The sequence below is a fragment of the Nonomuraea sp. NPDC048901 genome (genome assembly GCF_040649695.1).
Classification (GTDB): Bacteria; Actinomycetota; Actinomycetes; order Streptosporangiales; family Streptosporangiaceae; genus Nonomuraea.
The window spans coordinates 24,377-46,551 of record NZ_JBEZFW010000019.1 but is presented as its reverse complement, the minus strand read 5'-3'; the positions used below and the strand labels follow the sequence as shown (position 1 = coordinate 46,551).

General features: G+C 69.2%; 24 protein-coding genes. 17 read left to right on the top strand and 7 right to left on the bottom strand.

Going from position 1 to position 22,175, the window contains the following annotated elements; all coding sequences use genetic code 11:
- Nucleotides 1-150 precede the first annotated feature (150 nt).
- Nucleotides 151-1,260: an aromatic ring-hydroxylating dioxygenase subunit alpha gene (locus AB0C30_RS45545; protein ID WP_357955964.1), complete on the top strand. Its 1,110-nt coding sequence runs from the start codon at nt 151-153 to the stop codon at nt 1,258-1,260.
- On the opposite strand, the gene AB0C30_RS45540 is transcribed toward AB0C30_RS45545, so the two are convergent.
- Nucleotides 1,230-1,784: a DUF1707 domain-containing protein gene (locus AB0C30_RS45540; RefSeq protein ID WP_357956327.1), complete on the bottom strand. Its 555-nt coding sequence runs from the start codon at nt 1,782-1,784 to the stop codon at nt 1,230-1,232. The genes AB0C30_RS45545 and AB0C30_RS45540 overlap by 31 nt on opposite strands.
- A 195-nt stretch (nt 1,785-1,979) precedes the next feature.
- Here AB0C30_RS45540 and AB0C30_RS45535 point away from each other — a divergent pair, with 195 nt between their 5' ends.
- Together AB0C30_RS45535 and AB0C30_RS45530 are read left to right on the top strand one after the other, a co-directional pair.
- A complete protein-coding gene (locus tag AB0C30_RS45535; protein WP_357955962.1) occupies nt 1,980-2,909 on the top strand; it encodes an anti-sigma factor RsbA family regulatory protein in 930 nt (309 codons plus the stop codon).
- Nucleotides 2,910-3,075: 166 nt separating this feature from the next.
- A complete protein-coding gene (locus tag AB0C30_RS45530; protein WP_357955961.1) occupies nt 3,076-3,705 on the top strand; it encodes a DUF998 domain-containing protein in 630 nt (209 codons plus the stop codon).
- Here AB0C30_RS45530 and AB0C30_RS45525 read toward each other — a convergent pair.
- Nucleotides 3,666-4,031, bottom strand: coding sequence for a hypothetical protein (locus AB0C30_RS45525; protein ID WP_357955959.1), 366 nt, complete (start codon nt 4,029-4,031; stop codon nt 3,666-3,668). The two genes, AB0C30_RS45530 and AB0C30_RS45525, sit on opposite strands and share 40 nt — an antisense overlap.
- Nucleotides 4,032-4,089: 58 nt before the next feature.
- Between AB0C30_RS45525 and AB0C30_RS45520 the strand changes: the two genes are divergently transcribed.
- From AB0C30_RS45520 to AB0C30_RS45495, 6 genes are all read left to right on the top strand, one after another.
- Entirely contained in the window at nt 4,090-4,554 is a 465-nt protein-coding gene (locus AB0C30_RS45520) for a universal stress protein (protein WP_357955957.1), read from the top strand.
- A 69-nt stretch (nt 4,555-4,623) separates the two neighbouring features.
- Nucleotides 4,624-4,800: a class I tRNA ligase family protein gene (locus tag AB0C30_RS45515; protein ID WP_357955955.1), complete on the top strand. Its 177-nt coding sequence runs from the start codon at nt 4,624-4,626 to the stop codon at nt 4,798-4,800.
- Between the two features lie 47 nt (nt 4,801-4,847).
- Nucleotides 4,848-5,825, top strand: a complete 978-nt coding sequence (locus tag AB0C30_RS45510) for a phosphotriesterase-related protein (protein ID WP_357955953.1) — start codon at nt 4,848-4,850, stop codon at nt 5,823-5,825.
- Nucleotides 5,826-5,866: 41 nt separating this feature from the next.
- Nucleotides 5,867-6,253 (top strand): STAS domain-containing protein, encoded by a 387-nt coding sequence (locus AB0C30_RS45505; RefSeq protein ID WP_357955951.1) that lies wholly within the window; start codon nt 5,867-5,869, stop codon nt 6,251-6,253.
- Between the two features lie 10 nt (nt 6,254-6,263).
- Complete coding sequence (locus tag AB0C30_RS45500; protein WP_357955949.1) at nt 6,264-7,157, top strand: sigma-70 family RNA polymerase sigma factor; 894 nt, start codon at nt 6,264-6,266, stop codon at nt 7,155-7,157.
- A gap of 166 nt (nt 7,158-7,323) precedes the next feature.
- The gene (locus tag AB0C30_RS45495; RefSeq protein WP_357955947.1) at nt 7,324-7,815 is read left to right on the top strand and encodes a hypothetical protein; all 492 of its coding nucleotides are present in this window, start codon (nt 7,324-7,326) and stop codon (nt 7,813-7,815) included.
- 322 nt (nt 7,816-8,137) lie between these two features.
- Here the strand turns inward: AB0C30_RS45495 and AB0C30_RS45490 are convergent, their stop codons facing one another.
- Nucleotides 8,138-8,377, bottom strand: coding sequence for a hypothetical protein (locus tag AB0C30_RS45490; RefSeq protein WP_357955945.1), 240 nt, complete (start codon nt 8,375-8,377; stop codon nt 8,138-8,140).
- Between the two features lie 32 nt (nt 8,378-8,409).
- Here AB0C30_RS45490 and AB0C30_RS45485 point away from each other — a divergent pair, with 32 nt between their 5' ends.
- Nucleotides 8,410-8,658 carry a Scr1 family TA system antitoxin-like transcriptional regulator gene (locus AB0C30_RS45485; RefSeq protein ID WP_357955943.1) on the top strand — a complete coding sequence of 83 codons (249 nt, stop codon included), beginning with the start codon at nt 8,410-8,412 and terminating at the stop codon, nt 8,656-8,658.
- 91 nt (nt 8,659-8,749) lie between these two features.
- Here the strand turns inward: AB0C30_RS45485 and AB0C30_RS45480 are convergent, their stop codons facing one another.
- The gene (locus AB0C30_RS45480; RefSeq protein ID WP_357955941.1) at nt 8,750-9,874 is read right to left on the bottom strand and encodes a hypothetical protein; all 1,125 of its coding nucleotides are present in this window, start codon (nt 9,872-9,874) and stop codon (nt 8,750-8,752) included.
- 164 nt (nt 9,875-10,038) lie between these two features.
- Here AB0C30_RS45480 and AB0C30_RS45475 point away from each other — a divergent pair, with 164 nt between their 5' ends.
- The gene (locus AB0C30_RS45475; RefSeq protein WP_357955936.1) at nt 10,039-10,332 is read left to right on the top strand and encodes a hypothetical protein; all 294 of its coding nucleotides are present in this window, start codon (nt 10,039-10,041) and stop codon (nt 10,330-10,332) included.
- 315 nt (nt 10,333-10,647) lie between these two features.
- On the opposite strand, the gene AB0C30_RS45470 is transcribed toward AB0C30_RS45475, so the two are convergent.
- The 3 genes from AB0C30_RS45470 to AB0C30_RS45460 all read right to left on the bottom strand — a co-directional run bounded on the left by AB0C30_RS45470 (nt 10,648) and on the right by AB0C30_RS45460 (nt 14,892).
- Nucleotides 10,648-13,191 carry a Tex family protein gene (locus AB0C30_RS45470; protein WP_357955934.1) on the bottom strand — a complete coding sequence of 848 codons (2,544 nt, stop codon included), beginning with the start codon at nt 13,189-13,191 and terminating at the stop codon, nt 10,648-10,650.
- A 27-nt stretch (nt 13,192-13,218) separates the two neighbouring features.
- The gene (locus AB0C30_RS45465) at nt 13,219-14,382 is read right to left on the bottom strand and encodes an amidohydrolase (RefSeq protein WP_357955932.1); all 1,164 of its coding nucleotides are present in this window, start codon (nt 14,380-14,382) and stop codon (nt 13,219-13,221) included.
- Between the two features lie 75 nt (nt 14,383-14,457).
- Nucleotides 14,458-14,892, bottom strand: a complete 435-nt coding sequence (locus AB0C30_RS45460) for an RpiB/LacA/LacB family sugar-phosphate isomerase (protein ID WP_357955929.1) — start codon at nt 14,890-14,892, stop codon at nt 14,458-14,460.
- Between the two features lie 345 nt (nt 14,893-15,237).
- On the opposite strand from AB0C30_RS45460, the gene AB0C30_RS45455 reads away from it, so the two are divergent.
- The 6 genes from AB0C30_RS45455 to AB0C30_RS45430 are packed head-to-tail and all read left to right on the top strand — an operon-like array spanning nt 15,238 to nt 22,174.
- A complete protein-coding gene (locus AB0C30_RS45455; protein WP_357955926.1) occupies nt 15,238-16,317 on the top strand; it encodes a DUF917 domain-containing protein in 1,080 nt (359 codons plus the stop codon).
- Nucleotides 16,310-17,881 (top strand): hydantoinase/oxoprolinase family protein, encoded by a 1,572-nt coding sequence (locus AB0C30_RS45450; protein WP_357955924.1) that lies wholly within the window; start codon nt 16,310-16,312, stop codon nt 17,879-17,881. The genes AB0C30_RS45455 and AB0C30_RS45450 overlap by 8 nt, the downstream gene beginning before the upstream one ends.
- Before the next feature lie 23 nt (nt 17,882-17,904).
- Nucleotides 17,905-19,524 (top strand): ABC transporter substrate-binding protein, encoded by a 1,620-nt coding sequence (locus tag AB0C30_RS45445; protein WP_357955922.1) that lies wholly within the window; start codon nt 17,905-17,907, stop codon nt 19,522-19,524.
- Nucleotides 19,525-19,527: 3 nt separating this feature from the next.
- Nucleotides 19,528-20,544, top strand: a complete 1,017-nt coding sequence (locus tag AB0C30_RS45440; protein ID WP_357955920.1) for an ABC transporter permease — start codon at nt 19,528-19,530, stop codon at nt 20,542-20,544.
- A complete protein-coding gene (locus AB0C30_RS45435; protein WP_357955918.1) occupies nt 20,541-21,443 on the top strand; it encodes an ABC transporter permease in 903 nt (300 codons plus the stop codon). Before AB0C30_RS45440 ends, AB0C30_RS45435 begins: the two co-directional genes overlap by 4 nt.
- Nucleotides 21,440-22,174 (top strand): ABC transporter ATP-binding protein, encoded by a 735-nt coding sequence (locus AB0C30_RS45430; protein ID WP_357955916.1) that lies wholly within the window; start codon nt 21,440-21,442, stop codon nt 22,172-22,174. The genes AB0C30_RS45435 and AB0C30_RS45430 overlap by 4 nt, the downstream gene beginning before the upstream one ends.
- Nucleotide 22,175: the final 1 nt, after the last annotated feature.

The following is a 22,175-nucleotide window of genomic DNA, read 5'->3' as shown; positions in this document are numbered from 1 at the left end:
GTAATCCTTGACAGGTGCTTGCACCCCACTAGCACCATCAGTATCAAGTCGTTGTAAAGCGGGCGCCCAACTCTTGACAGCTTCTGAGGCCGACCAGACGATGTCGCATATAGAGCAACTCGGTGCGTAATACGCAACAAGGGGTGCCGGTTGACCACATCGAGCTTGATCTCCACGCTGCCGGGCCACGCCTACACCGACCCCGCGACCTTCGCCGAAGAGCAGGCCAAGATCTTCGAGAGCCTCTGGTTCTGCGCGGTCCGGTCCGGCGAACTGGCCCGGCCGGGGACGTTCAGGACGGTCCAGGTCGGAAGAGAGAGCGTGCTCGTGGTTCGCGGCCGCGACGGCGAGCTGCGCGCCTTCCTCAACGTCTGCCGGCACCGCGGCGCCCGCCTCTGCCTGGAGGAGGCGGGCGAGGTCAGGCGGACGATCAGGTGCGCCTACCACGCCTGGTCGTACGACCTGGACGGCCGCCTCGCCGCCGCGCCCAACCTGGCGAAGATGCCCGACATCGACCGGGTGGAGTACGGGCTGATCCCGGTGAGCCTGCGTGAGTGGCTCGGCTACGCCTGGGTCTGCCTGGCCGACGAGCCGCCGTCGTTCGAGGAGACGGTGACGAGCGCGGCCACCGAGCGCCTGGGTGATCCGGCGGCGATCGAGCACTACCACGTCGACAAGCTCGACCTCGGGCGCCGCATCGTGTACGACGTCAAGGCCAACTGGAAGCTCATCGTCGAGAACTTCATGGAGTGCTACCACTGCGCCACGATCCACCCGGAGCTGACGGCCGTGCTGCCCGAGTTCGCGGGCGGCTACGCCGCGCAGTATTACGTGGGCCACGGGGCGGAGTTCGCCGAGCGGGCCGAGGGGTTCACCGTGGACGGGAGCCCCGGGTTCGGCAAACTGCCTGACGTGTCGGCCGAGCAGGACCGGCGCTATTACGCGATCACCGTCAAGCCGCAGGTGTTCGTCAACCTGGTGCCCGACCACGTGATCCTGCATCGCATGGTGCCGCTGGCCGCCGACCGGACGATCGTGGAGTGCGACTGGCTCTACCACCCCGACGTGGTCGCCTCCGGCGCCGACCTGTCGCTCTCGGTCGAGCTGTTCCACCGGGTCAACGAGCAGGATTTCGCCGCCTGTGAGCGGACCCAGCCCGGTATGTCGTCACGCGCCTACCGGGCGGGCGGGGTGCTGGTGCCGAGCGAGCACCACATCTCGATCTTCCATCAGTGGGTGAACCAGCGCTTACGCGGATAGCGGATCGCCAGGTTCCCGTACTTCGCCTGGCCGCTCACCACCACATAGAGGGCGCCCGGCTGGGGCCGGCCCGGCACCTCCGACGTCGCGGTGTTGCCCCACTCCGTGCGGAACCTGTCGATGTCGGCCGCGGCACCGTCGGGCAGCACGATCTTGGCCGAACCGTACTTGAGGTCGAGGTCGATCTCGACGACCGGATGGGAGATGACGGCCTCCGACAGGTCGAGTTCGACGCTGCCGTACTTGGAGGCGACCTTGAGCCGGCGGGGGACCGCCCAGTCGCCTGATCGCTTGATGTGGCCGTTCTTGGACTCCAGTTCCACCACCTCGTCGGCCACGGGCCCGTCCACCGCGGGCCCGTCAGCCGGTAGGTCGGCGGTCAGGTCGGCCAGATCGCCGTAGGTTCGCGCGGTGAGGGCCAGTTCGAGCCGGTCCTCAAGCTCCAACTGGGTGAGACGGCCTTCCATGAACGCGTCTTGGAGCTTTCGCGCGCTTCGCTCACGGTCCGCATCTGAGACGCGCATCTGTAAATCCGACATGTTCCGAGCATAGGTTCGCCTGCTTCAGAACGGGAGGCGTCGGCCGGAGGGCGTACGCAGATCGAGAGGGAGCGGCCGGGGGGAGGGCTTCGTCGGCCGGACGATCTGGAGTCTCTTCATAACACATGGATACCCAACGGATTGCCGTAAAGACCTCATGGCGAGGTAGCTTGAAGTGTGATGGCGGCGGATCCCTTCGTACACCCGGCACTCTTCTATCGAGGCGATCGGGAATATGTGGCGGCTACCACGGCTTTCGTCCGCGAAGGGCTAGATTCGGGAGAGCCCGTCGCCGTCGCGGTTCCGCCCAGGAATCTCGCCCTGATCAAGGCCGGGCTGGGGCGCGACGCCGACGAGGTGCTCCTGCTCGACATGACCAGCGCCGGGCGCAATCCCGGACGCATCATCCCCGCCGTGCTCCGCGAGTTCGCGGACCGCCACCCCGTCGGTCACGTACGGATCATCGGCGAGCCCATCTGGCCGGGCCGCACGGTGACGGAATATCCCGCCTGCGCCCAGCACGAAGCCCTGATCAACTACGCCTTCGCCGGGCGCCATGTCACGATCCTGTGCCCCTACGACCTCGACGGGCTCGACCCCGAGGTCATCCGCGAGGCCGAGCAGACCCATCCCGTGCTGCGCGACGGCTCCGGCGAGTGGCACAGCGGCGACTACGCGCCCCAGAAGGTCGTCGACGGGCACAACCAGCCGCTGGACGAGCCCGCCGACTTCCTCTCGCTCCGCTTCGACCACACCAACCTGGCCGCCGCGCGCGGGCTGGCCGCCGGGCGGGCCGCCGAGCTGGGGTTCAGCCGGGCCAGGCTCGACGACATCCGCCTGACGGTCGCCGAGCTGGGCGCCAACAGCCTCGATCACGGCGGCGGCGCCGGGCTGATCAGGGTCTGGGCCGAAGCCGACCGGCTGGTGTGCGAGGTCAGCGACTCGGGCCACATCATCGACCCGCTGGCCGGGCGGATGCCGGTCGATCCGCGCACTCCCGGTTCGCGCGGCCTGCTGATCGTCAACCTGCTCAGCGACCTGGTCCGCGTGCACACGCGAGCGGGCGCCACCGTGATCAGGGTCTACTTCGACCTGCCCGCGGTGGTATAGCTGGCCCTACCTACCCTGAGGCGGCGGGCTAGACCCAGGGGTGGGTTCCCGCAGGTCAGTGGGCCGGTATCCGAAGTGCTACGACCTAGGTATTAAGGGGCGCTTCAGGGCCTGTTCGGGTCGATCTCCGATACTCCGGAAGCCCGTATTCCACGACCTTTGAAGCATGAAGGCATTGCTTGTCAGTGGATTCGCGGCCATCGGAACCGGCGCCGGCGCCATGCTCACCTTGCACGCGGAATCGGGGCTGGACCCCATGCACAGCGTGATCAGTGAGTACGCTTTTCAGCCCTTGGGATGGCTGCTGCCGACCTCGCTGACGCTGTTCGCGGTCGGCTCGGCACTGATCGCCGAGTCGCTGCGCCGGGCGGGCGCGAGTGTCTGGGTCGTGCTGCTGCTGCTGGCGTGGGGCGGGAGCATGTTCCTGATCGGTGCCTTCCCCACGGACCGGCCGGGGGTGCCGCTTTCGCTGTCGGGCGGCATCCATAGATATGCCGCCTTCGCCGCCTTCCTGGTGATGCCGGCCGCGGGAATGCTGCTGGCCAACGCGCGAGTCCGTTACGCCAGGGCCGTACGGGTCCTGAGCGCGGTGGCGCTGGGCGCGCTGCTGCTCGTCGTGGTCCCGTACGTCGTGCGGATGTTCGGCATCGAGTTGTCCAACGACGACATCCCCGCCGGGCTCACCCAGCGGGTCGTGGTCCTCACCGAGATCGGGGTGCTGGCCCTGGCCGGGATGTCGCTGCTCAAGCCTTCGGTTCAGCGCTCCCAGGGTGGCGTGTCGCCCATCTTGGCGTAGTACTTGGCCAGGTTCTTCTTGACCCTCTCGATGTCGCCCTGCGGGATCTTGACCCCGCCCCTGGCGCCGTCCACGACCGCGGCGGCGGCGATCACGGCCCGTGGGACGACTTTCAGCTCACCACCGACGACGTCGGCGATCGGCAGCTTGTAGGCGCCGAACTCGTCGGCGTCGTCGCTGTCGTACCAGAGGAAGGCCTGGCGGTACTTCTCGTCGGGCTTCTTCTCGGCGTCCGCCCACTTACGCACCCGCTTGTCGGCCGCCGCCGCGTCCCATTCGCGGTCGCGGTCGGCGAGAGGCAGGTCCCGGAACTGTGTGACAGTCATACCCGCTGGCTACCCGGATCCAGAGCGTGAAACGGGCTGATCTGGAAAGAGCTCGCCTATGGAAGCAACTGAGCAGACCATTCTGATCGCGTACGACGGCTCCGACGACGCCAAGGCAGCGATCGCCTTCGCGGGCCCGCTGATGCCCGGCGCGCGCGCCGTTGTACTGACCGTGTGGGAACGCCTGGCGCTGGCCTCGGCGCGGGCGTCGGCCGGGCTGATGATGACCATCGACGATTCGCCCGTCGAGGACGAAGCCGTCGGACAGGCCATGAGAGAGCTCGCGTCGCAGGGCGCGGAGCTGGCCAGACAGGCGGGGTTCGACGCTTCGCCGCGGTGTGAGCCGGACGCGTTGTCCGTGTGGTCGTCCATCGTGGACGTGGCGAACGAGATCGAGGCCACGTTGATCGTCACCGGGACGCGGGGGCAGGGCGGGGTGAAGTCACTGCTGCTCGGGAGCACGTCCGACCGCGTGCTGCACCACGCGCGCCGGCCGGTGCTGGTGGTGCCCACGCCGGAGTAAGCGTCTCGCGCGCCGCGGACCGGGCCCGCGGCTGGGGCATACCCGTGCCGGGCGCGCAAGGTCCATCTGATGGGCAAGGGCGTGATCCGCTTTCACGCGGTGTACTGGCCCGCGATGCTGCTCGCGGCGGGCCTGCCGCTGCCCACCGAGATCTTCGTGCACGACTACCTGACCGCCGGCGGCCGCAAGAGCCCGGTGACAGGGAGACCTCGCTGGCGACGCTCGTCCATTGTTGACGGGGGGTAGGGGGCGGCCTAGGTTGGCGGCACCGACCAGCCGGTATGGAGGCGCTCATGCCCACCGTCAACACCGTTCGCGGTCCCGTCGACGTCGATGAGCTCGGTCAGACCCTGATGCACGAGCACATCTTCGTTCTCTCTACCGAGTTTCTCGACAACTACGGCAAAGGCGCTTGGTGGGACGAGGAGTTCCGGGTCACGGACGCCATCGGCAAGCTCAAGGCGGTGGCGGCGAAGGGCGTGCGGACGATCGTGGACCCGACGGTGTGGGGCCTCGGACGGTACATCCCCCGCATCCAGCGCATCGCCGCCGAAGTGCCGGATCTGCACATCATCGCCGCGACCGGCATCTACAGCTTCGAAGAGCTGCCTCACCAGTACGACTACCGCGGCCCCGGCCTGCTCCTGGACATGCCCGATCCGATGATCGACGACTTCGTACGCGACCTCACCGAGGGCATCGCCGACACCGGGGTCAAGGCGGCGTTCCTCAAGTGCGTGGTCGAGCAGAAGGGCCTGACGCCCGGGGTCGAGCGGATCGGCCGGGCCGTCGCGCGGGCGCACGTGCGTACCGGCGCGCCGATCACCGTCCACACGAACTCCTTCACGCAGAGCGGGCTGACCGCGCTCGACCTCTTCGCCAAGGAGGGCGTGGACCTGACGAAGGTCGTGGTCGGGCACGCGGGCGACACCAACGATCTCGACTACCTGATGCGTCTGGCCGACACGGGCGCCACGCTGGGGATGGATAGATTCGGGTTGGATGCCTACAATGCGACGTCCGACCGGGTGGCCACCATCGCCGCCCTCTGCCAGCGGGGATACGCTGATCGGATGGTCCTCAGCCACGACACCGCCTGCTTTATGGACTACTTTGTGGAGTCTTGGGATGACGCACTACGCACGATGGCGCCCAACTGGCGCTACGATCACATCCACGATGAGGTCTTGGCCGCACTGCTGGACTCGGGTGTGACCGGCGATCAGATCGAGCAGATGCTGGTGTCCAACCCAAGACGCTACTTCTCGTAAAGTGGTGGCATCGGGCGAGCAATGCGGGTAGGTGGAACTGGGTGACTTCGGAGCAGGCCTTGTCGATCAGCCTCGGGCTCCAGGGACCGTGTGTCATCGCCAGGCTCACGGGAGACTTCGACTTCGGGTCCGCGGCCGAGGTGCGTGATCGCGTCACCAAGGCGCTCGACCTGACCCAGCCACCCTTACTCGTCATCGACATGCAGGCGGTCAGCGTCTGCGATTCTTCCGGGCTTTCCGTGCTCGTTTATCTGCACAAGGCGGTGACCGCCTCCGGCGGCCGGCTGTTGCTTTCCGGGCTGAATGGCAGGTGTAAGCACCTTTTCGCGATCACCGCCCTCGACAAGTTCTTCGACATCCGCACCACCGCCGAACTCGCCATCGCGGAACTCAATGAACAGGGGAGTTCGCCGCCGTTTACCGGGTAGTCGCATTGGTATGTCGGCCGAAGAGCCCGACCTGCTCGGCATGTATCTGGAGCAGATCGGAAAGACACCATTGCTCTCCGCCGCGGACGAAGTGGACCTGGCACGACGGATCGAGGCGGGGCTCTACTCGGGCTACCTGATCAGCCGTGGCGAGGGCACACCGGAGCTCGAACACGTCCGCCGCGACGGGCAGCGTGCTAAGGACCTGCTCATCAGGTCCAATCTCCGGCTGGTGGTGGCCGCCGCCAGACGCTACGCCTTTCGTGGGCTCCCACTCCTCGACGTCATCCAGGAGGGCAATCTCGGGTTGATCAGGGCCGTGGAGAAGTTCGACTACAAACGTGGCTACAAGTTCTCCACCTATGGGATGTGGTGGATCCGCCAGGCCATCGAGCGCGGCATCCACGACAAGAGCCGCACCGTACGGCTGCCCACGCACGTCGCCGAAGAGCTGGCGCGACTGAGCAGAATCGCCCGGCAACTGGCCGCCGACCTGGGGCGCGAGCCCCGGGAGGCGGAGCTCGCCAAGGCCGCGGAACGCTCGCTCCGCCACGTCGCCGTGCTACGGCGGCTCGCCCAGGAGACGGTCAGCCTGGACGTGCCCGTCGGCGAGAACGGCGAGGGGAGCATCGGCGACATGATCCCCGACGAGGACGGTCTCCAGGTGCAGGAGTTCACGGAGCGCCGCGCGTTCAACGCCGAACTGCACCAAGTGCTCACCTCGCTCCCGCCGCGAGAGGCATTCGTCCTCAGACTCAGGTACGGCCTGGCGGGCAATGAAGCCCGCAGCTATACCGAAATCGCGGATCGTCTCGGGCTCACCAGAGAGCGCATCAGGCAACTGGAGAAACAGGCGTTGAAACGCCTGCGACAGCTGCGTCCATTGCTCGCCTGGGCTTCGTGACGAGAGGTAATACGAGAGGTAATAGGGGTGTGGTCGGAAGGCCGATTGACTCGGTCATTTTCCTGACGGTTAATCGGGACCCTGATGCCGCTTTCAATGGCTTTCAATGGCTTTCGACGGTTTTCGACGGGCGGAAGCGGCGGCATGTTGACGCTATGGGGGCAACATGGTCAAGGATCTCGTCGTCTTCTTCTTAGCGGCCACGGTGGTGGCGGTGCTTGTGGCACCGGCCGCTGGGGACGCCGCTTCTCCGGCACCCGCCTTCACGAGGGTGGCCGCTTTCACGGGGGCTTCCGCTTTTGTCGGGGTGGCCGCGGGTCCGACGGCCACCCTCTCCAGCACCGCCAAGCCACACCTGGTCAAGTACAAGATCTACTTTGGCCGATGCAAGGACACGTGCCTGGTCAAGGTGCGGATCACCAACATCTCCCGCAAAACCCTCTATGCCGTCAGCCTGAACGCCCGGCTCAAGGTCAACGGCAAGAAGGTCGGGTCCTGCTACGACTACGTCGGCACCATCCGTGCCAAACGCACCCGCTGGGGGTCATGCACCGTCAGAACCCGTACGCTCTCGAACATGTGGAACCGGTGGCTCGACGGCGGGATCCGCTTCGACCGTGACGTCACCACGGTCGTGCACTCCGAGTATTACCGCTGACCAGGACGCCAGGGGTCGCACCCGGTCCGGCCCCTGACCGTCAGGAGGTGACCATCAGAGCGAGGCCGATGAGGACCACGACCGGGACGAGCCAGACCACGGCCTCTGCGGCGAACTCCTTGTACATTACGTTGATCTCCCTTGAGACGCCCGTGCGGGGGCGGCGGTAAAACGTCCAGTGCGCAGCATAGCCGCCCGTACCTACTACTCCAGTTGTAGATGGTGATGTTCGTGGTTGCTGCTGCGACTTGCCGCTGGTAGCGGACTTGCTCGGGGTGCCCGTTCGATCTCGCTCTCTGAGAAGGGCTTGGCCCGCCTGTGGTTACCGGTCGTTCTGGACCATCTCGGGCCGCAGGTCCGATACGTGCACGATCAGGGCCCTGGCGAGGGTGTATTCCAGCGTGTGGCAGTCGGTCAGTGGGACGTCGTGGAGAGTCGGCGGACGGGAGGGGGAGACGACGATTCCTTTTACTCCCCATGGTTTGTAGTCGGGCGAGGTGTAGACGTGGGCCTGGTGCTGGAGATGCGGGCACGCGTCCAGCGCCTCGGGGATGCACCGCATGCATGTCGGTGGCTTGCTGAGGCGGCATCGGTATGGACACCGTAGAGCTGGGCATCGTGCCACTGAGTGCCTCGCTGAAGATCCCGCCCGGAGCCGGCTTCTGGATCTACGACGATCGCCAAGTAGTCACCGAAACATGGCATGCCGAACTGTGGCTCGACGATGCGAGCAGCGTCGAGACCTACCTGCGCACCTGGAAGACGCTCCAGGAGTCCGCGGTGTACGGTGCCGACGCGCACAACGTGATCAATGCAGCGCGACGAGCACTCGCCTCGCGTTGAAGCTGCCTGTCCTCCGCGTATTTACGGGCCATTCAGCTAAGCCTGGCCGGCGAAAAGTAGCCAAATGATGAGCCCAGGCCGTAGCCCGGCGTCATCGTTCGCTTTGGGCGATGCGTTTGCGGAGGCCCGCCAGCGACTCGTCCGCCATCAGCGCGGGCAGGCGCGGCGCGTCGGCGTCGATTCGCTGGAGCACCTCCGGCTCGGCGCCGTGGAAGCGGCTCCAGGCGCGGACCACCTCGGGCATGGCCGAGACGGCCGCGTCCGTCAGGATCGCCTCGCGCGGCAACCAGGAGGTGAGGAACCGTGAGACCCGGGCCGGACTCCACCACAGGGGCCGATCGCCCACGAACTCGACCAGTTGCTCGAACGCCTCCTGCGCTCCCGGCAGGTCTGGCAGATCCAGGAACCGGGACAAGGTGTCATCGGGCGCCTGCCGTACCGGATCGGGGACGGTCTGCGCACGGGCGAGCGCCAGGGGGCGGACGGCGGGCAGGCTCTCGGCGATCGGTGCCCCCATGACGAGGTCGGTCATCTCGAACGCGTCCAGCACCCGCCCCGCCACCACCGCCGGATCCGCCGACCGCAGGTCCAGGTCGTCGAGGAACTTCGGCTCCTCGACTGTCGCGTCGACCGCCAGGCCGCCGTTGACCTGGTCGATGCCTACGATCAGGACGTGCGGTTCCTTGTCATCGGGGTAGCGGAAGCGCAGGGCAGCCAGGGTCTGCTCGCCGTAGCGGTCGGCCTTGCCGTACCACGCCTGCTCGCACTCCACCTGCCCCATCCGCCCGACCCACTCGGGCAGCCCCCGCGCGGCCTCCCTCCCGGCCTCACGCAGCGTCTCCCGAAGCGTCTTATCTCCTCCCGGCTCCTGCGCGGCCGTCTGTCCGGCGCCCTGATCCGCCTCGTCGCCCAGAACTGCGGCCTCCACGTCGTCCGTGGTTGCGGTCTCGACATCGTCCGAGGCGGTCTCCACTGCTTCCAGAGCTGCGGTGTCCGCGGCTTCCAGAGCTGCGGGCTCCACGGTGGCCAGGGCGGCGAGGGTGAGGCGCGCCTCCGGGCTGCCGTCTTCGGTGAGCTGTCGTATGAGCGGCTGGACCTCCGCCGGGCGCAGCGTGGCCGTGAGCCGGGCCGCCCAGAGCTCGGTGCGCAGTGGTGAGCGCCACCTGAGCAGGTCGCGGGCCTGGGTGATCGCCGTGGTGTACGCAGATGTGCTCACCCTCCGACCGTATCGCCCCAGCAGGCCTGGCCGACTCCCCGAAGTTCTGCCGGCAGCGGATCGCCCGACGGCGGCCGTCTCAGGTCGGTCCTGGCAACGGTCATCCGAAAAGCCGGATAAGTTCCGAATGCCTTACTAAGATCGCCCGCATGAAAAAGACGATCATGACTGTGATAATGGCCGCGACCGTCGCGGCTGTCATCCCCCTCGCGCCGAGTCCTGCCCTGGCCGAACCGGTGCCCAGCGGCTGCCACAGCGGTATCTATTACCAGAAATACAAAACCTGGGCCAGCTGCGATAGGGGCTCAGGGTACGTACAGGCCGTGGCCACGTGTCCCACCGGCAAGGTGCGTGGCCCGTGGGTCGCCGTCTCGTCGGGCATAGAGGGGCAGTCCGTCGCCACCTGCCCCGGCAAGCGCAACGCCACTGGCCACGCCTGGGACATCAAGAAGTACTGACAGATCCTCGCGGGGTGCCGACCACCGGGAGGACCCAGTGGTTGAGTGAGGTGTAGTCCTCCGATCCCGGCAGCGGACCACCTCGACGGCGGGCGGCCCCTCGGCCCGGTGCGCGGTGAGACCGGGCCGTTCGTCCACGACACAGGCCGAAAGGGCAGGCATGGCGTGCGGTGACGCCGTGGTGCGTCCGTCCAAGAGGGCGGGCACGATGAGCGGTGACGCCGTGGTGTCCGGTCCACGACGCGGGCCAACAGGGCGGGCACGGCGTGTGGTGACGCCGTGCCCGCTGCCCAAGGCGCAGGTCGAGGGCGGGAGTTACTGGTCGTCGCCGGTGAGGCCGGCCTTGCGGAGGGCTTCGGCCATGGCGCCTGAGGGGGCCGGGCGGCGGGCGCCGCCCCGCTGGCCTTCCCCACGACCCCGCTGGCCGCTGTCGCCGCGCTGACCGCCGTCACCGCGACTGCCATCTCCGCGACTGCCATCTCCGCGACCGCCGCCACCTCGCGCACCGTCTCCGCGTCCGCCGGACCCGGCGGCCCCACGGCCCGCCGCGCCGCGCCCGCCGTTTCCGCCCGCCGCGCCGCCGCGGGCACCGCCCGCCCCGCGGCCGCCGTCTCCTGCTGAGCCCCGGCCCGAGTCTCCGGCTGAGCCTCGGCCACCGTCTCCAGCCGAGCCGCGGCCCGCGCCGCCCTGGCCGCGGGAAGCGCGGCCCTCGGAGGTGGTCTCGTCGTCCAGGCGCAAGGTCAGGGAAATGCGCTTGCGGGGGATGTCGACCTCGAGGACCTTGACGCGGACGATGTCGCCGGGCTTGGCGACATCGCGGGGATCCTTCACGTAATTTCGGGACATGGCGGAGACGTGGACCAGGCCGTCCTGGTGTACGCCGACGTCCACGAACGCGCCGAAGGCGGCCACGTTCGTCACCACGCCCTCCAGGATCATCCCGGGCAGCAGGTCGGAGATCTTCTCCACGCCCTCCTTGAAAGTCGCGGTCTTGAACGCCGGCCGCGGGTCACGGCCGGGCTTCTCCAGCTCGCGCAGGATGTCGGTGACCGTGGGCAGGCCGAACGTGTCGTCCGTGAACTCCTGCGGCTTGATCGCCCGCAGCGTCGCCGTGTTGCCGATCAGCGTCTTGAGGTCGGTCTGGACCGAGCTGAGGATGCGCCGGACCACCGGGTAGGCCTCGGGGTGCACGCTGGAGGCGTCGAGCGGGTCGTCGCCGCCCGCGATGCGCAGGAAGCCCGCGCACTGCTCGAACGCCTTGGGCCCGAGCCGGGCCACGTCCTTCAGGGCCGCGCGGGTCTTGAAGGGGCCGTTGGAGTCGCGGTGGCGCACGATGCTCTCGGCCAGGGTGGCGCCGATGCCCGACACGCGGGTGAGCAGCGGCGGCGACGCGGTGTTGACGTCGACGCCCACAGCGTTGACGCAGTCTTCGACCACCGCGTCGAGCGAGCGGGACAGCTTGGTCTCGGCGAGGTCGTGCTGGTATTGGCCGACGCCGATCGACTTGGGATCGATCTTGACCAGCTCGGCCAGCGGGTCCTGGAGGCGGCGGGCGATGGAGACCGCGCCGCGCAGCGACACGTCGAGGTCGGGCAGCTCCGAGGAGGCGTAGGCCGAGGCGGAGTAGACGGAGGCGCCCGCCTCCGATACGACGATCTTGGTCACCGACGGCATGTGCTTGACCAGCTCACCGGCCAGCTTGTCGGTCTCGCGGGAGGCGGTGCCGTTGCCGATGGCGATCAGCTCGACGCCGTGCTTCTGCGCCAGCGCGCCCAGGACGGCCAGCGACTGGTCCCACTGCCGCTTCGGCTCGTGCGGGTAGATGGTGGCGGTGTCGACGACCTTGCCGGTCGCGTCGACCACGGCCACCTTCACGCCGGTGCGCAGGCCCGGGTCGAGGCCCATGGTCGTGCGGGTGCCGGCGGGGGCGGCCAGCAGCAGGTCGCGCAGGTTGGTGGCGAACACCCGGACCGCCTCGTCCTCGGCCGCCTGCCACAGCCGCATCCGGATGTCGATGCCCAGGTGCACGAGGATGCGGGTGCGCCAGGCCCAGCGTACGGTCTCGTTGAGCCAGCGGTCGGCCGGGCGGCCCTGGTCGGAGATGCCGAAGCGGGAGGCGATGCGCATCTCGTAGTCGGGGCTGTCGTCGGGCTCCAGCGTGACGGAGAGGATCTCCTCCTTCTCGCCCCGGAACATGGCCAGGATCCGATGCGAGGGCAGCTTGGTGAACGGCTCCCCGAACTCGAAGTAGTCGGAGAACTTCGCCCCCGCCTCCTCCTTGCCCTCACGGACCGTGGAGATCAGCCGGCCCCGACCCCAGAGCTGCTCGCGCAGGCCGCCGATGAGGTCGGCGTCCTCGGCGAAGCGCTCGATGAGGATCGCTCGCGCGCCTTCCAGCGCGGCGGCCCCGTCGGCGACGCCCTCGGTGACGAACGTCTCGGCCAGCGCGGCCGGGTCGAGCGAGGGATCGGCGAGCAGCTGGTCGGCCAGCGGCTCCAGACCCAGCTCGCGGGCGATCTGCGCCTTGGTGCGCCGCTTGGGCTTGTAGGGGAGGTAGATGTCCTCGAGCCGGGCCTTGGTGTCGGCCGCCATGATCTGGGCGCGCAGCTCGTCGTCGAGCTTGCCCTGAGACTCGATCGACTCCAGGATCGCCGTCCTGCGCTCCTCCAGCTCGCGCAGGTAGCGCAGCCGCTCTTCGAGCGTGCGCAACTGGGCGTCGTCGAGGGCGCCGGTGACCTCCTTGCGGTAGCGGGCGATGAACGGCACCGTCGCGCCGCCGTCGAGCAGCTCGACGGCCGACAGCACCTGCCCGTCGCGTACGCCGAGCTCTTCCGCGATCCGCTGGTGAATAGAGAGCACTTGCCTGCCTTTCGATGGTCCCGCCGGTCAATTGTGCAGGACGGTGCCGTCTTTCATGACCAGAGTGCGCGCCGGGTGCGTGATCACGGCCTCGGCCGCGCCGCTCGCGGGGACGACGACGAGGTCGGCCCGGTCGCCTGGAGCCAGCCCGTAGGCGTCGAGGCCGAGCACGCGGGCGCCGCCGTAGGTGGCCGCCTCCAGCGCGAGCTCGATGTCCTCGTCCCTGCGGAACGTGCTGCGGTAGGCCACGTGCATGGCGCGCTCGAGCATGTCGCCGCTGCCGTAGGGGCCCCACAGGTCGCGGATGCCGTCATGACCGCACGCCACCGTGACGCCCGCGGCCCGGAGCTTCTTGATCGGCGGCACCGGGAAGCTGTAGACGGCGGCCGTCGCCAGCGCCACCCCGGCCTCGGCGAAGCCCTGGGCCAGGCGGTCCTGGTAGGCCTCGTCGACCTGGCCGAGCGCGTAGGCGTGGCTGACCGTCACCCTGCCCGCCAGCCCGAGCACCCTGGTGCGCTCGGTGATGAGCTCCAGCTCCCAGGCGCCGAGCGAGCCGCCGTCGTGGAGGTGGATGTCGAGCTGCGCGCCGTAGCGCTCCGCCAGCCCGAAGACGATGTCGAGATGGCGCACCGGGTCGCGGTCGATGCCCGCCGGGTCGAGCCCGCCGACCGCCTCCACGCCGCTCTTGAGCGCCGCTTCGAGCAGGTCGGCCGTGCCGGGGTTGGTGAGCACGCCGTGCTGCGGGAAGGCGACCTGGCGCACGTCGATGGGCGAGCCCGCCGCCGCCTCCCGCACGGCCTCCACGCCGCGCAGGCCGACCAGCGGGTCGATGTCGGTGTGGGTACGGACGTGGGTGGTGCCGTAGGCGCTCATCCGCGCCAGCAGCGCGGCGACGCGTTCGACGCTCGGCACGCCCAGCTCGGCGCGGCGGCCCAGGTCGTTGCCGATGCGACCGGCCAGCGTGTCAGCGGCCGAGTGGGGCACCCAGGGCCCTCCGTAGAGGGTCTTGTCGAGATGGCAGTGAGCCTCGACGAGGCCGGGCAGCACGAGGCCGCCGGTGACGTCGAACGATTGCGCCGCGGGCGTGTCGATCCCGGCCGCGACCCGCTCGATACGACCGTCGCGGACGAGGATGTCGGCAGGCGCCTCGTGACCCCACGGCCGCCCGCCGTGGAGGAGCACATCCGTCATGCCCAGCACCCTAAAGGGCGGCACCGACGTTTCCGCGATTCCGCCCAAGGTCATTTCCCGTACGGCGAGGCGTCGTCAGATTGTGTCGAGGTGGGAGACGTTCGCCTGGTCTGTGGCGTCCGTGCTCGGTACACCGGCCAGCCAGGCGTCGAGGATCTCGTCGAGTACCACCTCGGACGTCAGCCGCAGGCTCAGCGCCAGCACGTTGGCGTCGTTCCACTTGCGGGCCCCGCCGGCCGTGTAGGCGTCGACGCAGAGCGCCGCCCGTACGCCCGGCACCTTGTTCGCCGCGATCGATGCGCCCGTGCCGGTCCAGCAGCACACGACCGCCTGGTCGGCGCGTCCCTCGCTCACGTCGCGCGCGGCGAGCTCGGACGCCCACGCCCAGTCGTCGCGTTCCTCCGGGTTGAGCGCGCCGTGCGTGACCACCTCGTGCCCGCGCGTACGCAGCAGCTGCACGACGCGCTCGGCCACGCCGTCCAGGCTGTCGGTCGCCACCGAAATCCGCATGCTCGCTCACCTCTCCGGATATGTCGGGACGGCACCCATACCGCCACCACCATGGCACCCATGCCGCCACCACGGCGCACATGCCGCCACCACGACACCCTTGCCGTCGCCACCTCGGCACCTATGCCGCCGCTACCACCGCAGGTATGCCCGCCACGAGCTTCACCGCGCGGAGCCGGATCGCGCAATCGGATCACGCACTCGGTTTGCCGGTTCGCCGATTTGAGTCGGCCTCCGTAACCCCGGTTCGCCGACCTGAGCCGACGGTTCACAGGCCCGAGTTGGTCCTCGTAACGCCGACCTGACTGGCGCAATGAGTGGCTATGTGCTTGGTTGTGTCGCCATATGACCATCGACATCAGTGACATTCCCGCCCTCGCCCGGGGATGTGCCGTGCTGGGCACCGGAGGCGGCGGGGACGTGCGTACCGGGTCTCTGGCGGCGATCCGGGCGATCCAGACGTATGGCCCGGTACCGCTCATCGAGCTCGCGGATCTGCCCGCGGACGCGCTGGTCGTGCCGCTGTCCGGCATCGGCGCGCCGACCGTCAGCCACGAGATGATCCACGGCGAGGACGAGCCCAGGCGGATCGCGGAGGAGATCGAGCGGATCTTCGGCCGCCCGCCGGCCGCGGTCATGTCGTCGGAGATCGGCGGGGCGAACGGTGTCGCGCCCGTCGCCTGGGCCGCCCAGCTCGGCCTGCCGCTGCTCGACGCAGACGGCATGGGGCGGGCGTTTCCCGAGGTGCAGATGGTGTCGATGTACGTGGCGGGGCTGCCTGCCGACCTCGTCATCATGTCCGACATCGTGGGGAACATCGTGACGATCCGCCCCATCGACGGTCTCTGGTCCGAGCGTCTGGCGCGCGCCGTCTGCGTGGCGGCGGGCTCGCACGCGCTGATGGCCGACTACGTGCTCACCGCCGCACAGGCACGCGGCGCGGTCATCGAGGGTACGGTCACCCGCGCGCTGGCCGTCGGCCGGGCCACCGAGGGCGTGGCGGAGCCGCTGCGCGCCCTGGCGGAACGGCTCGGCGCGGCCCGGCTGATCACCGGCAAACTGACGGACGTCGAACGGCGCACCACCGGCGGGTTCGTCAGGGGTACGGCCACGATCGAGGGCACTGGTGACGACCGGGGCCGCACGCTCACGCTGGAGCTCCAGAACGAGAACCTCGTCGCCCTCGAGAACGGCCGCCTCAGGGCCATGGTGCCCGACCTGATCACCGTGGTCGACACCGAGACGGCCGCCGCCGTACAGACCGAAAGCCTGCGCTACGGCCAGCGCGTCACGGTGCTCGCCTGGCCGTGCGACCCGCTCTGGCGCACGCCCAAGGGGCTGGAGACGGCGGGGCCGCGCGCGTTCGGCTACGACCTGGAGTACGTGCCGATCGAGGAGCTGGCGAAGGGGGAGCCGCGTGACTGAGGGCGCGCTGCGGATCGGGATCGACGTCGGCGGCACGAACACGGACGCCGTCGTGCTGGACGCCGCCGACCGGGTGGTGGCCAAGGCCAAGCGGCCGACGACGCCGGACGTGACCGAGGGGTTACGGGCGGCCCTGGACGCGGTGCTGGCCGACGTGGCGTCGTGGGAGCGGATCACCCGGGTCATGCTGGGCACCACGCACGCGACCAACGCGATCCTGGAGCGCAGGAACCTCGGCCGGGTGGCCGTGCTCCGGCTCGGCGCGCCCGCGACCTCCGCCGTGCCGCCGCTCTCCGACTGGCCGGACGACCTGCGCAAGGCCGTGTCCGCCGGTGAGGTCATCGTGCCGGGCGGACACTACGTCGACGGACGGGAGATCGGCCCGCTCGACCTCGGCGCGATCCGCCGGTTCCTGGACGGCGTACGGGCCGACGCCGTGGCGGTGACCGGGGTGTTCAGCCCGGCCAGCGCCGACCACGAGCGGGCGGTCGAGGAGCTGGTCCGGAACGAGTACGGGCTGCCCGTCTCGGTGAGTCATGAGATCGGCTCCCTCGGGCTGCTGGAGCGGGAGAACGCGACCGTGCTCAACGCCGCCCTGTACGGCGTGGCGGCGCATGTGACCGAGGCGCTGGTGACGGCGCTGGCCGAACGGGGGCTGGGGGCGCGGCCGTACCTCGCCCAGAACGACGGCACGCTCATGACGGTGGCGCACGCCGCGCGGCTGCCGGTGTCCACGATCGGCTCCGGACCGGCGAACTCGCTGCGCGGGGCGGCGTTCCTGTCGGGGGTACGTGACGCGATCGTGGCCGACGTGGGCGGCACCTCCACGGACCTGGGCGTGCTGGTCGGCGGCTTCCCTAGGGAGTCGGCGGCGGCGGTGGAGATCGGCGGGGTGCTGACGAACTTCCGGATGCCGGACATCCTGGCCATCGCCCTGGGCGGCGGCACCGTGGTCCGGATGGGCGGGAGCGGAGCGCGGGTGGGGCCGGACTCGGTGGGGTACCGGATCGCGGAGGAGGCGCTGGTCTTCGGCGGCGCCACGACCACGGTCACCGACGCCGCCGTGGCGGGCGGCCGCGTCCCGGCGAACGCCGCCGACTGGCGCGAACGGCTGGAAGCCGCCACCGACATGACGGAAACATTCCGCGACACTCTGCAAAGCGCGCTGGCCGTCGCCGACGCCATGGTGATCGACGCCGTGGACCGGATGGCGCTCGGCCGGGCCGACCGTCCGCTGGTGGCGGTGGGTGGCGGCGCCTTTCTGCTGCCCGCCGAGATCCCCGGCGTGAGCGGTGTCATCCGTCCCGAGCACGCCGAGGTGGCCAACGCCGTTGGTGCCGCTATCGCCCTCGCGAGTGGCAGAGTCGATACGATCTTGCCTGCGGGCGAAAGCCGGGCAAAGGCGATCGAAAGAGTCAAAGAGGAGGCGGCGGCTCGTGCCGTGGCGGCGGGTGCGGACCCGGCCAGGGTGGAGATCGTCGACCTGCTCGAGGTGCCGCTGAGCTACCTCTCAGAACCCGCGGTGCGGGTACACGTCAAAGCCGCCGGACCTCTGTCCCGGTGACAGATCGAAAGGACTCCCCACCCATGCGCTGGCACAAGCGTCTGCTCGTCGCCGGGGTCACCGGGGCCGTGGCCATGACCGCAACCGCGTGCGCGGGCGGCCAGGTACGCGGTGCGGACCGGACACCGAGGCCGAGCGCCACGACGAGCGAGTCCGCCGTCGCCGCCACCAAGGCCAACGACGCCACCTTCGTCTACGCGCCCAACCTCGACGTGGTCACCGACTGGGACCCGGCGACCTCGTACTCCAACGAGATCATCGCCATGTCCAACATCTACGAGGGCCTGACCAGGTACAACACCCAGTCGCAGAAGCCCGAGCCGCGTCTGGCCACCGAATGGACGTCGGCCGACGGGGGCAAGCAGTGGACGTTCAAGCTGCGCCAGGGCGTGAAGTTCCACACCGGCGCCCCCATGGACGCCGAGGCGGCCAAGAAGGCCATCGAGCGCACGATCAAGATGAACGCGGGCGCCGCCTACATCTGGGGCTCGGTCAAGACGATCGAGACGCCCGACCCGGCGACGCTGACGTTCAAGCTCAAGTACGCGGCGCCGCTCGACCTGATCGCCTCCGCCGGCTACGCCGCCTACATCTATGACACGGCCGCCGCCGACAAGCTCAAGGACGGCAAGACCGACGCCGGCACCGGCCCGTACACCATCGACACCTGGCAGAAGGGCAAGGAGACCGAGCTCACGCTGAAGGCGTACGAGGACTACTGGGGCGGCTGGAAGCCCGAGCAGTACAAGAAGATCGCCTTCCGGGTCACCCCCGAGATCACTACCGCCTGGCAACTGCTGCAGAAGGGCGAGGTGAACTTCGTCGAGCGCCTCAACCCGCAGCTGTTCGAGCAGGCGGGCGCGACCCAGGGCGTGCAGCCCTCGCAGACGCCGTCCTTCCAGAACCTCCTGCTGCTGTTCAACACCGCCACCGGGCCGATGAAGGACGTCAAGATCCGCCAGGCGCTCCAGCTCGCGCTCGACTACGACGGCCTCGTGGCGGCCCTGAAGGGCGCGGGCAAGAAGAGCACCGGCCTGGTGCCGCAGGGCCTCATCGGCTACACCGCCAACCTGGAGCCCAAGCAGGACCTGCCCAAGGCGCAGGCGCTGCTGGCCGAGGCCGGCTACGGCCCCGACTTCCCCGAGCTGAAGCTGAAGATGACCTACGCCCAGGGCGACGAGGACCAGAAGCTCCTGGTGACACTGCTCAGCTCGGCGCTGAAGCAGCTCAACGTGCGCCTGGAGGCCAAGCCGATGGCCTGGAACGCGCAGTGGGACCAGGGCAAGAAGCAGGGCCAGGACATCTTCGTCATGTACTGGTATCCCGACTACGCCGACGCCTACTCGTGGTTCCTCAACGTGTTCAGGAGCGCGGACAAGCCGCAGTTCAACCTCTCCTACCTGAAGAACGCCGAGATCGACAAGGAGATCGACGCGCTGCCGCAGCTCACGGCCACCGACAAGTTCGCCGCCGAGCAGTCGTACGCGACCATCCAGAAGCAGATCATCCAGGACCAGGCCGCGGTGGCGGTGCCGTACGTGCAGACCTACCAGCGCGCGCTGACGGCGGACGTGCAGGGGTACGTCGACAACCCGGCCTATCCCAACGTGGTCTTCTTCTACGATCTCAAGCCCGCAAGCTGAGCCGTGCCGCGCTATCTGGCCCGCCGCCTCGGCCAGGCCGTCCTGGTCGTGGCCGGGGTGGTCGTGCTGACGTTCGCCATCATGCGGCTGGTGCCCGGCGATCCGGCGGTCGCGTTCGCCGGGCCGAAGGCGACGCCCGAGGAGCTCGCCGCGGCCAGGCTGCGGTTCGGGCTGGACGACGCGATCCCGGTGCAGCTCTGGAACTACCTCAGAGATCTGGTCACGGGCGACTGGGGCACCAGCCTGCGCACTCGGCAGCCGGTCCGCGACGATCTGCTGCTCGCCTTCCCCGCCTCTCTGGAGCTGGTCGGTACGGCGCTGCTTATCGCGATCGCGGTGGGCATTCCGGTCGGCGTGCTCGCAGCCCGCTATAAGACGAAATTTCCGGACTTTGGGGTGCGGGTCGCGAGCATGCTGGCCGTCTCGGTCCCGGTGTTCTGGCTGGCTCTGACCCTGCAGACGGTGTTCGCCAGCAACCTCGGCTGGTTCCCGGTCGCCGGAGAGTACGACTCCACGCTCGACACCACCAGCCCGCTGACGCTCTGGACCAACATCACCGTCGTCGACGCGCTCATCACCGGCAACTGGCCGATCTTCACCAGCACACTTGAACACCTGGTGCTCCCCGCGCTGGTCGTGGCGGCCTACCCGGCGGGCGTGATCGCGCAGATGACCAGGGCGGCGCTCATCGAGGAGTCCGGCCAGGACCACGCCCGGCTGGAGCGGGCGCTCGGCTTCGGGGAGACGTCGATCCTGACCAGGTTCGCGCTGCGGCCCGCGTTGAACCCGGTGCTGTCCCTGATCGCCCTGGTCTTCGCGTACGCGATCGTGAACGGGTTCCTGGTCGAGGCGGTGTTCAACTGGCCGGGACTGGGCCGGTACGCCGTCGAGTCGATCCACAGCCTCGACACCCCGGCCATCGCGGGCGTCACGCTGCTGGTCGCGATGGTCTATGTGCTGGCCAACCTGATCGTGGACCTCCTCCAGGGCGTGGTGGACCCGAGAGCGAGGGCCCGATGAGCGAGGGGCTGACGAGCCAGGAGGGCCGCTTGGAGCCGCGTCCCGAGGACGCTCCGGAGCCGGTGCGGTTGCGCCGTACGCTGCCGAAGATCACTGACCGGTTCGCCGCCGCCGGGGCGGTGCTCATCGTGCTCATCCTGCTGGCCACGATCCTGGCGCCGTGGCTCGCGCCGTACCCGGTGGACCGGCTCGATCTCGTCAACACGCTGCTCCCGCCGAGCGGCGCGCACTGGTTCGGGACCGACAAGGTCGGGCGCGACGTGCTCACCCAGGTCCTGTACGGCGGGCGGACCTCTTTGACCATCGCCGCGGCCGTGCTGGCGATGTCGGCGGTGGTGGGCGTCACGCTGGGCGTGGTGGCGGGCTACGCCGGCGGCTGGGTGCGGGACGTCATCATGCGCGTCACCGACGTCTTCCTGGCCTTCCCCGCGCTGCTGCTGTCGCTGGCGCTGGCTGTGGTGCTGCAGCCCAGCGTGACGACCGCGATCGTGGCCATCGCGGCGACCTGGTGGCCCTGGTACGCCCGGCTGTCCGCCTCCGTGGCGGCCTCCATCTCGACGCGTGGGTACGTGGACGCGGCCCGCTGCCTGGGCGTGCCCGCGCCCATGATCGTCCTGAGACACGTCCTGCCGAACTCCCTCACCCCCGTCCTGGTCCAGATCTCCCTCGACGCGGGCGGGGTGATCCTGACCGCCGCCGCGCTGTCGTACCTGGGGCTCGGCGCGCAGGAGCCGACGGCGGAGTGGGGGCTGATGGTGGAGCAGGGTCAGACGCTGTTCACCACGAACTGGTGGGTCGTGACCTTTCCCGGCCTGGCGATCCTGGTGACGGCGTTCGCCTTCAACGTGCTGGGGGAGGGGCTGCGCAACGCCCTGGACCCGCGAAGGGGCGTGAAGTGATCGAGGTCAGGGATCTTCAGGTGCGGTACGGCGAGCGGCTGGTCGCCCACGTGCCGGAGCTGGACGTGCGCGCGGGGGAGTGCGTGGCGATCGTGGGGGAGAGCGGGTCGGGCAAGTCGACCACGCTGCTCTCGCTGCTGGGCCTCACCGAGGGCGCCCACGTGTCCGGAAATATCCGGGTCTGTGGGGTTGAGGTGCTCCAGGCCCCGGCACGGCGGCTCCGCGAGATCAGGGGCGCCAGGGTGGCGCTCGTGATGCAGTCACCCCAGGCCGCGCTCAGCCCCACGACCCGCCTGGGCACCCTGATGCGCCGCGCCCTGAAGCTGCACGGCCTGAGCGCCGACCGGATCATGGTGGAGGCCGTTGAGGCGGTCATGCTCGATCCGGGCATCCTGCGCCGCTATCCGCACGAGATCTCCGGGGGTCAGGCGCAGCGGTTCGCGATCGCGCTGGCCATCGCGCTCGGCGCCGAGGTGATCCTGGCCGACGAGCCCACCAGCGCGCTCGACGTGACCGTGCAGGCCGAGGTCGTCGGCGTGCTGCGGCGGCTGCGCACCGAGCGCGGCCTGGCCCTGCTGCTCGTCTCCCACGACCTGGCGCTGGTCTCCACGATCGCCGACCGGGTGCTGGTCATGAAGGACGGCGCGGTCGTGGAGAGCGGCCCGGCCGCCGAGGTGCTCGCCGAGCCGTCCCATCCGTACACCCGTGAGCTGCTGGAGGCGCTGCCGTGAC

Coding starts and splice junctions, on each gene's coding strand:
- AB0C30_RS45535 (WP_357955962.1), top strand. CDS start 1,980: ATGGCGGCGGATCCCTTCGTACACCCGGCACTCTTCTATCGAGGCGAT.
- AB0C30_RS45485 (WP_357955943.1), top strand. CDS start 8,410: ATGGACACCGTAGAGCTGGGCATCGTGCCACTGAGTGCCTCGCTGAAG.
- AB0C30_RS45475 (WP_357955936.1), top strand. CDS start 10,039: ATGACTGTGATAATGGCCGCGACCGTCGCGGCTGTCATCCCCCTCGCG.
- AB0C30_RS45520 (WP_357955957.1), top strand. CDS start 4,090: ATGGAAGCAACTGAGCAGACCATTCTGATCGCGTACGACGGCTCCGAC.
- AB0C30_RS45510 (WP_357955953.1), top strand. CDS start 4,848: ATGCCCACCGTCAACACCGTTCGCGGTCCCGTCGACGTCGATGAGCTC.
- AB0C30_RS45460 (WP_357955929.1), bottom strand. CDS start 14,892: ATGCGGATTTCGGTGGCGACCGACAGCCTGGACGGCGTGGCCGAGCGC.
- AB0C30_RS45445 (WP_357955922.1), top strand. CDS start 17,905: ATGCGCTGGCACAAGCGTCTGCTCGTCGCCGGGGTCACCGGGGCCGTG.
- AB0C30_RS45490 (WP_357955945.1), bottom strand. CDS start 8,377: ATGCGGTGCATCCCCGAGGCGCTGGACGCGTGCCCGCATCTCCAGCAC.
- AB0C30_RS45530 (WP_357955961.1), top strand. CDS start 3,076: ATGAAGGCATTGCTTGTCAGTGGATTCGCGGCCATCGGAACCGGCGCC.
- AB0C30_RS45515 (WP_357955955.1), top strand. CDS start 4,624: ATGGGCAAGGGCGTGATCCGCTTTCACGCGGTGTACTGGCCCGCGATG.
- AB0C30_RS45525 (WP_357955959.1), bottom strand. CDS start 4,031: ATGACTGTCACACAGTTCCGGGACCTGCCTCTCGCCGACCGCGACCGC.
- AB0C30_RS45500 (WP_357955949.1), top strand. CDS start 6,264: ATGTCGGCCGAAGAGCCCGACCTGCTCGGCATGTATCTGGAGCAGATC.
- AB0C30_RS45435 (WP_357955918.1), top strand. CDS start 20,541: ATGAGCGAGGGGCTGACGAGCCAGGAGGGCCGCTTGGAGCCGCGTCCC.
- AB0C30_RS45455 (WP_357955926.1), top strand. CDS start 15,238: ATGACCATCGACATCAGTGACATTCCCGCCCTCGCCCGGGGATGTGCC.
- AB0C30_RS45540 (WP_357956327.1), bottom strand. CDS start 1,784: ATGCGCGTCTCAGATGCGGACCGTGAGCGAAGCGCGCGAAAGCTCCAA.
- AB0C30_RS45465 (WP_357955932.1), bottom strand. CDS start 14,382: ATGACGGATGTGCTCCTCCACGGCGGGCGGCCGTGGGGTCACGAGGCG.
- AB0C30_RS45495 (WP_357955947.1), top strand. CDS start 7,324: ATGGTCAAGGATCTCGTCGTCTTCTTCTTAGCGGCCACGGTGGTGGCG.